Here is a 12796-nt window from a genome sequence, read left to right on the forward strand (position 1 = left end):
GAACGGACGGGTGGGGGGGGGGGGGGGGGGCCGCGCGGCCCCCCCCCCCCCGCCCCCGCCCGCCCCCCCCCCCCCCCCCCCCCCCCCCCCCCCCCCCCCCCCCCCCCCCCCCCCCCCCCCCCACCCGTCCGTCCGTCCATCCGGAGTGGCACCACCCTCCTTGTCCGCAGAACGCGAGACAGCAGTCCGGGCTGCGCGACGCGCCCGCTGCACCGACACGAGGAGGGAGGCTGGTTCGATGGACGACACGACGAACGAGGGACTCCGCTCCCTGGTGTCGGTGTCCGGCAGTGACACCGACGGCGCGATCGCCGACCTCGCCGGGATGTACGCCGGCAAGGCCTGGCACTCGGCGCACGTCGACGACGACTACTGGTACCGCTACGTCGCCGTCGGCGACGAGCGCATGAGCATCCGCCGGTCGCAGATGCACGGCTCACTGCGCGGCGACGTCGCCGTCGAGGGCGAGGTCGTCGTCCAGTGGCTCGACTCCGGCACCGCGACCGTCGACACCGGCCGGAACGCCGTCCGCATGCAGCCGGGCGTCCCCGTGCTCTTCCCGATCGAGCAGCGCTTCGAGATGGAGTACCGCGACTGGGACCAGCGACTGGTGCACCTCGACCGCGACCTCGTGCTCGACGTGGCCTCGGAGCGCCACCTCGTCGACGGCACGCTCGCCTTCGACCGGTTCACGCCACCCACGACGGCGGCCGTCGAGCGGTGGCGTGCGTCGGTCGCATCGGCGGTGCGGGCGCTGCGCGACGGAGGCGCGGGATCGCTCGCGTGGCACGAGTCCCAGCGCGAGGTCGTCCGCTCCCTGCTCGACCTCTACCGGTTCCACGGGGAGCCCGCTCCCGTCGGCTGGGGTGAGCACCGCAACGCCCGCGTCCGCTCCGCCGTCGAGACCGTCCACGCACGGGCCCACGAGCCGCTGACGGTGTCCGACATCGCCATCGCTGCCGGTCTGAGCGTGCGCGGACTGCAGGAGTCCTTCCAGCGGACCCTCGACCGCACGCCGATGCAGTACCTCCGCGAGGTGCGGCTGCGCCGGGCGCACGACGACCTGCTCCGTGCCGAGCCCGGCTCCGTCGCCGTCGCCGCGATCGCGGCCCGCTGGGGCTTCACCCACATGGGACGGTTCTCGGGCGAGTACCTGCGGCGGTTCGGGGAGTACCCGAAGCAGACGCTGCGGCGCTGACCCCGGGCCGCTGCTCGTCGCTCGTCGCCGGTCAGCCGACCTCGTCGCCGGACGGCAGCGCGCCGCACCAGTCGACCGAGGACGCCTGCACGCTCGCCTCGAGGGCACCGGAGGAGGCGTCGACGACGCTCACCAGGTCCCCCGACGCGGACCGCGTGGTGACCGCGAGGAACTGACTGTTCGGGGACGGGCAGACCGCGGTGACGCTCGCGTCCTCCGGCACCGTCACGGGCAGCCGGGAGGCACGGCTGCCGTCCACGCGCACGATCCGCTGGGCGAGGGTGCCGTCGGCCCGCACCTCGCCCACCACGCGCACGTACGTGTCGTCCGTGAGCGGGGCGATCCGACCGAGGTACGGCGCATCGGTGCTGCCCTGCGGTGCCGGCAGGTCCTGGCGCTGCCCGTCGGTCAGGTCGAGCCGCACGATCCCCGTGCCGGTCTCGACGACCGCCGTGGTGCCGCTGCCGACGTAGCCGTGCAGGTACGTCGCGCTGCCGAGCCGGACCGGGTCGTTCCGCCCGCTCATGTCGACGAGCACCAGGTCGTCGGAGCCGGTCCGCACCAGGGCGCTCTCGGTGCGGGGCACGTACGCCCACTGCCCGACGGTCATCGGTTCGGCACCGGCGGTCGGCTTCCCGTCGGCCGCGATCGCCGTCGGCAGGTGCGTGCCGGTCATGTCGACCACGTACAGCCCGACGTCCCGCGACTGGCCGGTCGACGTGTCGGCGTACTCGAACCCGAAGGACGCCCCGTCGTCGGCGACGTGCAGCGCGGTCACCCGGCCCGCCGCGGTCGGGAGCGTCAGCCGCTCCACGGGGGTGCTGTCGTCCTGCACGCCGCCGGCCAGGGGCACGATCTCGACCGACGAGCGACCGTCGGCACCGCGGACGACCACGAGCGAGCGGCCGAGGCGCGCGTACTCGGTGATGCCCGCGGCCTCGAAGACCGTGGTGGCGCCGCCGGCGTCGAGGGAGCGCCGGACGATCCGGTCCTTCCCGCCGGACGGAGCGGGCACGAGGGCGAGCACGTCGGTGCTGCCCGTCGTGATCGTCGTGCGGAGCTCGGACGCGGCGGGCTGCCCCGGGGCGCGGACGTCACGCACGGCGATCTCGTACGTGCGGTCGTAGGCGAGCGGCCCGGCGAACTCGACCGCGATCGTGTTGCCGCTCGAGGTGACGGTGTGCGGGGCCGACGGGGTCACGGTGACGGCGTCGGCCGGCACCTGCTGCAGGGCCTGGTTCGCGGTGAGGATGACGCGCTGCGCCGGCCGGGACACGAGACCGGTGGCGTCGTAGGTGACGTCACGGAGCCGGGGGCCCTGCTGCGAGCCGACGACCGCGGCGACGGCGCCGACGAGCACGAAGACCGTGATCGACGCCACCAGTCGGCGACGGAACCGGTCGCGCGGGCGGCGGCGGAGCGGTGCGGTGTCGTCGGTGTCGGTGCTCGTGCGCATCAGTACTCGTAGGGGTCCGTCGGCTGGTCGATGGCGCGGACCTCGGCGGCACGGATGACGATCCGTGCGTCGGCGGACTGGTCCGGGTTCGCCGCGAGCTTGCCCGTGACGCGCACCCACTGGTCGGCGTCGGGCACGGGGCCGTCGACGACCACACCGAGGCCGACCGGTTGGGCGTCGACGGCGCAGCAGCTGATCACGAAGCGCGTCAGCGTGAAGGACCCGTCCGCGCCCGGGACGACGAAGCCGGAGAGCTCGACCGGCTTGCCGACCAGCGCGCTCGTGTCCGTGGTCTGACGGATGAGCGCCGCCCAGTCCTTCACGCCGTACTCCGAGGTGTCGACGCCCTCGCTGCCCAGCAGGGCGACGTCCTGCGTGCCGGTGGCGTTCGACAGGGTCGTGGTGTCGACGCTCCGCTGCTGGGCGGTGCGGGCGGACAGGGTGGTCGGCGGGAGCACGAGCATGGCGACCGTGACCCCGACGGTGGCAGCGGCCGCGATGCCGCCGAGGACACCGCGGGTGACCCGTGCGGCTCCGGGGGCGCGGCGGCGGACCGCCCGGGCGGCGTCGGAGCCGTGCTCGTAGGCGGTCCCGTCGTCGGGAGTGCGCGCGTGGCCGCCACCGTGCGCGTGGCCGCCCCCGTCGGCGTGGGCGGCGTGGGCGGCGTGCGCGTGGTCGTGCTCGTCGGCGTGGGCGTGCCCGTGCCCGCGCGCCACGGCGACGAGCCCCGCCACCGAGGCCGGTACGGCGACCGCGGCGAGGATGATCGTGAACAGGTCGTACCGCGGGTTGATGTACAGGTCGAGGTGTCCGACCAGGGCGAGCCACAGCGTGCACAGCGCCACCGCGAGCACCGACCCGAGCCCGAGGTACGCGGGAGCCTTCTCAGACGAGGACATTCATCACCAACCCGACCGCCGCGGTGAACAGGACGCAGACGACGGCGAGCAGCACCAGGAAGCGCGCGCGGAACGTCGTCCGGAGCAGGGCGATCATCTTGACGTCGATGATCGGCCCGATGAGCAGGAACGCCGTGATCGACCCCGGCAGGAACGTCGAGGCGAACGACAGCGCGAAGAACGCGTCGACGTTCGAGCAGAGCGAGATCGTCATCGCCAGGAGCATCATCGCGGCGACCGACAGCACCGGGTTCGCGCCCACCGCGACGAGCGTCGACCGGGGTACCGCGACCTGGATCGCGGCCGCGAGCCCGGCACCGACGAAGAGCGCGGGCATCATCGTCGCGGTCTCGCCGCCGAACTGCGACGCGCTCTCGCGCCAGCGGTTGCGGGAGCGCGGCGCCCCGACGGCGGCACGGCACCGGGCCTCGAACGCGGGCAGGAGCAGCTCGGCCGGGCGACGGTGCGCGGCGACGATCCACCCGACCAGGTTCGCCAGCACGAACCCCCCGACGATGCGGACGACGAGGATCCACCCGGACCACCCGAACGCCTGCGCCGTGCTGATGATCACGAGCGGGTTGAGGATCGGAGCGGCGACCAGGAACGTGACGGCCTCGGCGGGGGTGAACCCGCGCATCATGAGCCCCCGGGCGAGCGGCACGTTCCCGCACTCGCACACCGGGAAGAGCATCCCGATGAGCGAGATGACCGCCCGTCGGGGCAGCGGCCGCTCGGGCAGGATCCGCTCGAGCACGCCCGCCGGCACCCAGACCTCGACGACGATCGAGAGCACGATGCCGAGCACGACGAACGGCAGCGACTCGACGACGACGCTGATGGCGAGTGTCAGGAAGTCCTGCACGACGTCGGGCAGCCCGGCCGTGCCCACGCTCGGCGATACCACGCGCACGCCGAGCAGCACCACGACGGCGCCGAGCACCAGGCCGGGGCCGGTGAGCGTGCGGGTGGGGGCGGGGCGAGTGGGAGCGCTCGTCACCGGGACAGGATAGGCGAGGAGCGCGCCGGCTCCCTCCGAGCCGCGCGGGGACGGGTGTCAGTCGGAGGGCAGGCCGGCCAGGTGTCGGTCGAGCAGGTCGACCGCCCACTCGGCGGACTCCCCCGGGGCGAGGCGTGTGACGTGCACCGCGAGACCGTCGACGAGCGCGTGGAGTCGGCACGCCTCGTCGGCCCGCTGGTCCTCCGGCACCCCGACGAGTGCGACGATCCGGTCGCACCACGTGCGCATCTCGGCGACCACCCGGTCCAGGGCCGGTCGGAGCGCAGCGTCGGTGAGCGCGGCGTTGCCGAGCGCCAGGTACACGTCGAGCTCGACCACCCGCTCGTCGTCCAGCGGCAGCAGCTCGAGCAGGATCCGGCGTGCGGTCTCGCGGTCGGGCAGCCCCTCGGGGATCGCGTCGATCCGTTCACGGGTCCGGTCGAACACGAGCGTGATGGTGTGCTCGCGCATCGCCGCCTGCGTCGGGAACACGTAGCGCACGGTGCTCGGCGGCAGCCCGGCCTCGGCGGCGACGCCGCGGACGCTCAGGGCGCCCAGTCCGTCACGGGCGAGGACGCGGCACGCGGCGTCGGACACGTCGAGACGGCGCTGTTCGAGGTCCTCGCGGGTGGTCACCAGCACATCGTCGCACGCTCGTACGACTCGTGCTAGCGTCGGTCCGGCGTGAGTCGCACAGTCGTGCGACTCGCGACGAGGAAGGGAGACCGCCATGGCATGGGTCGTGCTCGTCCTGTCCGGTGTGCTCGAAGCGGTGTGGGCCACCGCGCTGAGCGCGTCGAACGGGTTCAAGAAGGTGGTGCCGACGGTCGTGTTCGTGGCCGGCATGGTGCTCAGCATGGTGGGCCTCGCGTTCGCCATGAAGGCGATCCCGGTCGGCACGGCCTACGCCGTGTGGGTCGGCATCGGGGCGTCGCTGACGGTCGTGGTCGCGATCCTCCGCCGCCAGGAGGCCGCTTCCGTCGCCCGTGTCGCCCTCGTCCTCGGCCTGGTCGCCTGCGTGGTCGGCCTCAAGGTGGTGAGCTGACGTGGCATGGCTCGTCCTGTTCGTCAGCGCGGCGCTCGAGACCGTCTGGGCCACGGCCCTCGGCGCCAGCGACGGCTTCACCGTCCCCGGCCCGACCGCCCTCTTCGCGGTCACGATCGTCGTGAGCCTGGTCGCGTTCGGGTACGTGCTGCAGCACATCCCGATCAGCACCGCCTACGCGGTGTGGACGGGCACCGGCGCGGCCCTCACCGTCCTGTGGGGCATGGCGACCGGCGCCGAGCCCGTCACGTTCCTGCGCCTGCTCTTCATCGCCGGCATCGTCGGGTGCGTCGTCGGCCTCAAGCTGGTGCCGGCCCGCCCGGTGGCGCCGGCCCCGGAGCCCGGGGCCAGCACCGCTCCGCAGCAGTCGCCCCGCGCGTAGGAGAGAGTGCGATGGGTCGGAACGCGCGTGGCGACGGACGGGAGGCGCGGTGCCAGCCGGCACCGCGCCGCCCGTCCGTCAGGGGGTCACGTGATCAGACGGACGCACCCGTCCACTCGTCCTCGGCCGCGACGTGGTCGCTCGCCGCGGTCCCCGCGGCGAGCGCGGCGGCCACACGGTCGGCGTGCGAGGGCGGGTCGGACGGCACGTGCGCCGGACGGTCCGCCTCGTTGATCCTCCGGAGCTCGGGGACGATGTCCTCGGCCAGGATGTCGATCTGCTCGAGCACCGTCTTGAGCGGCAGCCCGGCGTGGTCGATGAGGAACATCTGGCGCTGGTAGTGCCCGACGTGGTCCTTCATCGTGGCGTAGCGGTCGATGACCTGCTGCGGCGAGCCGACGGTGAGCGGGGTCTGGGCGGTGAAGTCCTCCATCGACGGGCCGTGGCCGTACACCGGGGCGTTGTCGAAGTAGGGGCGGAACTCGTCCCAGGCGTCCTGCGAGTTCTTCCGGGCGAAGAACTGCCCGCCGAGGCCGACGATCGCCTGGTCGGCCGTGCCGTGCCCGTAGTGCTCGAAGCGCTGGCGGTACAGACCGACCATCTGCTCGGTGTGCTGGATCGGCCAGAAGATGTTGTTGTGCAGGAAGCCGTCGCCGTAGTACGCGGCCTGCTCGGCGATCTCCGGCGTGCGGATCGAGCCGTGCCACACGAAGGGCGCGACCCCGTCGAGCGGACGCGGGGTCGAGGTGAAGCCCTGCAGCGGGGTGCGGAACTTCCCCTGCCAGTTCACGACGTCGTTCTCCCACAGCTGGCGGATGAGCGCGTAGTTCTCGATGGCCAGGTTCACGCCCTGACGGATGTCCTGCCCGAACCACGGGTAGACCGGACCGGTGTTGCCGCGGCCCATCATGAGGTCCATGCGGCCGTCGCTGATGACCTGGAGCATCGCGTACTCCTCGGCGATGCGGACCGGGTCGTTCGTGGTGACGAGGGTCGTGCTCGTGGACAGGGTGATGTGTTCCGTCCGACCGGCCAGGTAGCCGAGCATCGTCGTCGGGCTCGACGCCACGAACGGCGGGTTGTGGTGCTCGCCGGTGGCGAAGACGTCGAGGCCGGCCTGGTCCGCGTGCTCGGCGATCGTCAGGATGTCCCGGACGCGCTGGGTGTCGTCCGGCGTGGTGCCGGTCGTGGGGTCCGTCGTGACGTCGCTGACGGTGAAGATCCCGAACTGCATGGTGCCCGCCTCCTGGTGCTGGCTGCTGGTGCTGCTGGTTCGATGCGTTTGCATCGACTTGCCGGTTACAACGTACCGCAGCGTCGGGCATTCCCGCCAGCGCCGGGTGCGTCCGGAGGCGCACAGCGCAAGGTGTACCCGGAGGCGTTCAGCGCCGGGTGTGCCCGGAGGCGTTCAGCGCCGGGTGTGCCCGGAGGTGTTCAGCGGCGACGCCTCCCGGTCGTCGAGGCGTCCGCTCGTTCGGGGGGGGGGCAGTCCGCCTGGACTGCAGCTCAGCGGCGGGGCGGCAGGGCGCGTTCGTCCGTCTGCGCGGCGTGGTGGAGCCCGTCAGCGAGCCACACGACCGTGACGACCGCCAGCACGCTCACGCTCGACGCCATGCGGCCCGCGACCAGGACCGCATCGTGCAGGTCGGCGATCCCGGCCAGGCCCGCGACCACGGCGACCACCCCGACGAGCAGACCGACGCCCGTCGCGACCAGGAGCAACGCGGTCACCAGGCGACGGGGTCCCCGACGCCCGTCCCGGTCACCGCGCTCCCCGCGGTCGACCCGCGGTCCGACGGCACGGACGAGCCCGAGCCAGAACAGGGCGATCGCGCAGGCCCCGACGATGTCACTCACCCGGTGCCAGCCGTACACGACCGTCTGGTTCGCCACGAACACGGCGTAGGCAGCCCCCACGATCGTCACCACCGGTCGCCAGCGCCGGGGCGTCACGAGGAGCACGGCGAACAGTGCCGCGAGCGCGATCGTCGCGTGTCCGGAAGGGTACGAGTTGGGCGTCTCCGACTGGGCGATCTCCGGGCGCTCGGCGATACGCTTCACGAGAGTCGAGGTGGCTGCCGACGCGAGCACCACGACGCCCGCTCCGAGTCCGACCGCGAGCCGGCGCCGGGCGAACGCGACGGCGGCGATCACGACCACCAGCAACAGGATGACCGGCACCGAGATGACGTTCAGTGCAGTGTCCGACCCGAACAGGTCGGACTCCCGGACCCCGCCGAGCGCGGCGTCCTCGACCCGCTGCCCGACCGGCGTCAGCACGGCGACGGCGTAGACGAGAGGCACGATCACGAACCCCAGAGCCGCCAGCAGCCCCCACCGCAAGCGCCGCGAGACCAACGGTCCGCGCGACTCGGGCGCGGTGCGTTCGGGCGTGCGGGTCACCGGCGTGGTCCTCCTCGGTGTGGCGATCATCGGTCTCCTCGTCCGGCTGGTGCCGCGCGTGCGATTCGGACGGTCGGGGTCCGACACGATACCGTTGGTCCGCCGGTCCGCGCCTGTGAACCAGGGGTCAGCCACCTCAGGATCCGACGGCCGCACCACCCGTGCACCGCGGGCAGGTGCTCCGGCTCCCGCCGCCGGTCCGTCCGGTGCGACCACCCTGTACCAGGAGGAGACCGAAGTGGCCATCAAGGAACCCAGCATCACGGCGTCGCCGAACCGGGGCCTCGCCCTGACGGTGGGATCGCTCCTGGCGCTCTGGGGCTTCCTCGGCTTCTTCTTCGCCGCCGACGGCGACCCGGGCTTCTTCAGCCGCGAGGGCGGGATGCTCTGGAACGCGTTCGGCGTCAACCCGGCGATGTGCCTGCTCTGGATCCTGCTCGCCGTCGTGCTGCTCATCACGAGCCTCGGCACCACCATCGGTGCGCGGAACGGCAACCGTCTGGTCGGCGTCGTGCTCGTCGTCATGGCGGTGTACGGCTTCGCGCTCGGTGGCACCTCGGCGAACGTCTTCGCGCTGACCTTCGCGGACAACCTGTTCCACGCGATCATCGGCGTCGTCCTGCTCCTCACCGCCTTCGGTGCGGACCGCGAGAACGTCCGTGCGATCCGGGCGGCCCAGCGCGCCTGACGCGCCCGTCGTACGTCCTCGACGCCCCGTCCACCGGCTGGTGGGCGGGGCGTCGTCGTCGTCGGGGCTCGGCCGGGCTCGCCGAGCGGGCAGGACCCACCACGGGTACTCCACCGAGCGGGCTCGGTCCACCACGGGTGCTCCACCGAGCGGGCAGGACACGCCAGGGTCGTCCGCCGAGCGGGCAGGACTCGTCGACGACTCTCGCCGACAGTGACGGATCCGGCCCGATCGGCGGGTGACGACCGTGACGGATCTGGCCCGATCGGCGGGCGTCCGACACCGGGGGGGCGGAGGGGCCGGTGCGTCAGTCGCCGTCGGGGTCGGGCGCTGCCTCGAGCTCGGTCGCCACGACCCGCGGCGCCTCCGACATGAAGCGTCGGACGTCGAGGTCCACGATGATGTCCTGCGGCCGCAGCGGACGGGTCAGGTAGAGCCCCTCGAGCGACGTCAGCCGCGACAGCGCCACGTACGTCTGCCCGGCGCTGAAGACCCGGTTGCCGAGGTCGACGACTGCGCGGTCGTACGTCGAGCCCTGGGACTTGTGGATCGTCACGGCCCAGGCCAGGCGCAGGGGGAACTGCTGGAACTCCCCCACGGTGTCCTTCTTCAGTTCCTTCTTGTCCGGGTCGTAGGAGTACTTGAACTTCTCCCACACGGACGGCTGGACCTCGAAGGACTCCCCGTCGACGTCGACCCACACGGTGTCCCGGATGGTGGTCACGACGCCGAGCGTGCCGTTCACCCAGCGCTGGTCGGGGTCGTTGCGGAGGAACATGACGTGCGCGCCGGGCTTCAGCTCGAGCGCCTCGTCCGCCGGGAAGTTCCGCCCGCCGAAGTCGCCGTTGACGTCGGCCCTGGCGGTCTTCACCGTGCCCGGCAGCCGGTCGAGGGCCGCCTTGTTGATCCGCGCGACCGTGTCGTTCCGGGTCGCCAGGGTGATGGCGTCGTCGGGCGCCGGCCGGGCTCCGGCCGTGTTGAGCTGTCCGGCGATGTCGGCCGTGACCCGACCGTGCCGCACCGCGGTGAGCATCGCCGCGAAGGCGTCGTCACGCTGCCGGTGCACGGTCGCGAGCTCGACGATGTGCAGCTCGGCCTCGAGCCAGACCTTCGCGTCGAAGAACCACATCGACCGGTAGTGGTCCGTGAAGTACGCCCGCTCGTCGCCGTCGCCCGGGACCGGCGGCAGCTGGTACGGGTCGCCGAACATGACGACCTGCACGCCGCCGAACGCCTCGAACTGCCGTCCGCGGGCCTTGCGGAGCGACCGGTCCATCGCGTCGAGCAGGTCGGCGTTCACCATCGAGACCTCGTCGATGACGAGGGTGTCGATCGTGTTGAGGAGCTTCCGGGTCTCCGGCCCCTGACGGAGCTCGGCGTCGGCGATGAGCCCGATCGGCAGCCGGAACAGCGAGTGGATCGTCTGCCCGCCGACGTTGAGCGCGGCGACGCCGGTCGGAGCACAGATGACGACCTGCTTCTCGGTGTTCCACGACAGGTGGTTGAGGAGCGTCGACTTGCCCGTGCCCGCGCGTCCGGTGATGAAGACGTGGTCGCGGGTGTGCTCGATGTACTCGAACACCGCCCGCTGTTCGGCGCTGAGCTCGACGCTCACCGCTCGGCCGTCCCGGACGCCGGTGCCGGGTCCGGTGCCGCGCTCGCCGACCCGGTGGCGGGCGCACGGTCGGGCGCGGGTCGGTCGCCGCGCAGTCGGAGCACCGTGACGACGGCGACCGTCACGAGCAGCGCGATCCCCGCGACGACGAGCACGACTCCGGCCCGGGCCTGGTCGTCGATCGGGGTCGGGCCCCACTCGCGGCCCATCGCGCCGAACCACGACGCCTGGAGCAGGCCGAGCGGCCCCTGCATCGCGATGCCGAGCGAGACGGTGCCTGCCGCCACGACGACCGCGCCCGCGATCCGCACGAGCGCCGCGCCGGTGCTCGCCGCCCGGGCACCAACGGCCACCGGGGTGAGGAGCGTGGGCACGGCGAACAGCCCGACGAGCAGCAGCCCGACGTCGACCAGGGTGCGGCCGGACGGGTCGCTCACCGACCAGCGCAGGACCTGGGTGGCGTAGAGCCCCCACCAGACCGCGGCGAGGAGCACGAAGGACGGGAACGGCTGCGCCAGGTACCGCACCACGCCGTTGTCGACGAGCAGGCCCGTCCACTCGCGGACGCCCGTCGAGCCGTCGTCGCGCGGGTGCACGGCGGACCGGATGAGCTGCACGGGCGCGGCCGCCCAGAGGAGTGCGGGGACGACCAGGCCGAGCAGCACGTGCGCGCCGACGTTGGCGGACACCAGGAAGCGGTCGTAGGTGTGCAGCGATCCCGACGTCGCCAGGACCAGCGTGACGACCGCGATCGCGGCGGCGACGGAGCGGCGCACCGGCCAGGAGACACCACGACGCCGCAGTCGGACCACGCCGGCGGTGTACGCGGCAGCGGCGAGCACGGCGGCCAGCAGCCAGAACAGGTCGATGTTCCAGGCGGTGAGCCAACCCCACGACCCCGGCGCCGCGGGGAGCGGGTCGTCGGTCAGCAGCTCGGCCGGGGTCGGGTTCGTCGTCTTGCTGAGGGCGACCTCGCCGGCCGGCGTCGCGGTCCGTCCGAGCGCTGCGGCGAACCCGCTCGCGATGCCCATCACGGCGAGTTCGACGAGCACGAGGGTCCAGAACGCACCGCGGCGCTCCGGGGCGTCGGTGAGCGACCGGATCGCACGACGACGTTGCACCGCGCCGAGCACGCCGATGCCGACGAGCGCGGCGGTCTTCACGAGCACGAGCACGCCGTACGGGCTGGCCAGGTTCGCCGGGGCGCCGATGCGGATGATCGCCGACGCCGTGCCGGACACGGCGACGAGCACGAAGCAGCCGAGCGCGATGCTCGAGTACCGCGCGACGACGAGCGGCAACCGATCACCGGGCAGCACGTTCCGCAGGAGCACGACGAGCAGCAGGCCACCGACCCACAGGGCTGCGCCGACCAGGTGCAGCCCGAGCGCGGTCACCGCCGAGTCGTGGCTCGCGGTGCCCGCGGCGTGCCCCTGCTGCGCGAGCGGCACGAGCCCGACCATCGCGACGCCGGCGGTGAGCGCGACCATGCCCCGCCCGCGGACGGCGAAGCAGAGCACCGTCACGGCGGCGGCGATGAGCACGGAGACCAGCCACGCGGTGCCGAGGTCGGTGCCGGTGAGGAAGACCCCCATCGACTGGCCGAACTGCTCGTCGAGGCTGAGGGCCGACCCGGCGACGGACAGGAACGTGAAGAAGGTCGTGGCGGCGGCGGCGACGGTCCAGACCCCGGCGGCACCGGCGGCGACGTCGATCGCGCGGTTCCACTCGGGGCGGGTGCGGGAGAGTCCGACGACGGTGAGCGCGAGCCCGCCGATGGTCGCTGCCGCGGACAGGTCGACGACGAGCCGAGCGATCGGCAGCCCGAAGCGCACGACCGCGCCCGGGTCGGCGATGAGTGCGCGATCCGCCCCGCCGCCGATCACGAGGGCGACGAGGAGGGAGACGAACCCGACGAGCAGCAGCACGGCGGGGCCGGCGATGCGTGCGATCCGGTCCACCCGACAAGCCTAGGCGGTGCCCGACCGACCACGGCACGCCGGGTGGGTCGACCTGTGGGCGGTGCGCCGCGCCTCCAGGCCGTGCAGGACAGGCCGGGGCACCGCGGACACGGGAGCCGCCCGGGAACGACGGAAGGGACGGCCGGAGC

The 12796-nt window shown here is 73.0% G+C and carries 12 protein-coding genes; 4 read left to right on the forward strand and 8 right to left on the reverse strand.

Annotated elements, in window-relative coordinates; genetic code table 11:
- Window positions 1–238: 238 nt before the first annotated feature.
- A complete protein-coding gene (locus PIJ49_RS12535; RefSeq protein ID WP_066651828.1) occupies window positions 239–1198 on the forward strand; it encodes a helix-turn-helix transcriptional regulator in 960 nt (319 codons plus the stop codon).
- Window positions 1199–1229: 31 nt separating this feature from the next.
- Here the strand turns inward: PIJ49_RS12535 and PIJ49_RS12540 are convergent, their stop codons facing one another.
- The 4 genes from PIJ49_RS12540 to PIJ49_RS12555 are packed head-to-tail and all read right to left on the reverse strand — an operon-like array spanning window position 1230 to window position 5189.
- Entirely contained in the window at window positions 1230–2654 is a 1425-nt protein-coding gene (locus PIJ49_RS12540) for a hypothetical protein (RefSeq protein ID WP_066651827.1), read from the reverse strand.
- Complete coding sequence (locus PIJ49_RS12545) at window positions 2654–3553, reverse strand: TIGR03943 family putative permease subunit (RefSeq protein WP_271826742.1); 900 nt, start codon at window positions 3551–3553, stop codon at window positions 2654–2656. The genes PIJ49_RS12540 and PIJ49_RS12545 overlap by 1 nt, the downstream gene beginning before the upstream one ends.
- Window positions 3540–4553 (reverse strand): permease, encoded by a 1014-nt coding sequence (locus PIJ49_RS12550; RefSeq protein ID WP_066651825.1) that lies wholly within the window; start codon window positions 4551–4553, stop codon window positions 3540–3542. Before PIJ49_RS12550 ends, PIJ49_RS12545 begins: the two co-directional genes overlap by 14 nt.
- Before the next feature lie 57 nt (window positions 4554–4610).
- Window positions 4611–5189 (reverse strand): TetR/AcrR family transcriptional regulator, encoded by a 579-nt coding sequence (locus PIJ49_RS12555; RefSeq protein WP_251159929.1) that lies wholly within the window; start codon window positions 5187–5189, stop codon window positions 4611–4613.
- A gap of 94 nt (window positions 5190–5283) precedes the next feature.
- Here PIJ49_RS12555 and PIJ49_RS12560 point away from each other — a divergent pair, with 94 nt between their 5' ends.
- Both PIJ49_RS12560 and PIJ49_RS12565 read left to right on the forward strand, forming a co-directional pair.
- Window positions 5284–5598 carry a DMT family transporter gene (locus PIJ49_RS12560; protein WP_066651821.1) on the forward strand — a complete coding sequence of 105 codons (315 nt, stop codon included), beginning with the start codon at window positions 5284–5286 and terminating at the stop codon, window positions 5596–5598.
- Window position 5599: 1 nt separating this feature from the next.
- On the forward strand, window positions 5600–5980 hold the full coding sequence (locus PIJ49_RS12565) for a DMT family transporter (RefSeq protein WP_066651819.1): 381 nt from the start codon (window positions 5600–5602) through the stop codon (window positions 5978–5980).
- 94 nt (window positions 5981–6074) lie between these two features.
- Here PIJ49_RS12565 and PIJ49_RS12570 read toward each other — a convergent pair whose 3' ends face one another.
- Together PIJ49_RS12570 and PIJ49_RS12575 are read right to left on the reverse strand one after the other, a co-directional pair.
- On the reverse strand, window positions 6075–7214 hold the full coding sequence (locus PIJ49_RS12570; protein WP_066651817.1) for a CE1758 family FMN-dependent luciferase-like monooxygenase: 1140 nt from the start codon (window positions 7212–7214) through the stop codon (window positions 6075–6077).
- Window positions 7215–7486: 272 nt separating this feature from the next.
- Entirely contained in the window at window positions 7487–8383 is an 897-nt protein-coding gene (locus PIJ49_RS12575) for a phosphatase PAP2 family protein (RefSeq protein WP_066651815.1), read from the reverse strand.
- Between the two features lie 238 nt (window positions 8384–8621).
- On the opposite strand from PIJ49_RS12575, the gene PIJ49_RS12580 reads away from it, so the two are divergent.
- Window positions 8622–9071 carry a DUF4383 domain-containing protein gene (locus PIJ49_RS12580; protein WP_158407721.1) on the forward strand — a complete coding sequence of 150 codons (450 nt, stop codon included), beginning with the start codon at window positions 8622–8624 and terminating at the stop codon, window positions 9069–9071.
- 307 nt (window positions 9072–9378) lie between these two features.
- Here the strand turns inward: PIJ49_RS12580 and PIJ49_RS12585 are convergent, their stop codons facing one another.
- Together PIJ49_RS12585 and PIJ49_RS12590 are read right to left on the reverse strand one after the other, a co-directional pair.
- Entirely contained in the window at window positions 9379–10686 is a 1308-nt protein-coding gene (locus PIJ49_RS12585; RefSeq protein ID WP_209684228.1) for an ATP-dependent DNA helicase, read from the reverse strand.
- A complete protein-coding gene (locus PIJ49_RS12590) occupies window positions 10683–12647 on the reverse strand; it encodes a bifunctional copper resistance protein CopD/cytochrome c oxidase assembly protein (protein ID WP_271826744.1) in 1965 nt (654 codons plus the stop codon). The genes PIJ49_RS12585 and PIJ49_RS12590 overlap by 4 nt, the downstream gene beginning before the upstream one ends.
- Window positions 12648–12796 lie beyond the last annotated feature (149 nt).

Source organism: Curtobacterium uvaldense (assembly GCF_028307415.1).
Taxonomy (GTDB): domain Bacteria; phylum Actinomycetota; class Actinomycetes; order Actinomycetales; family Microbacteriaceae; genus Curtobacterium.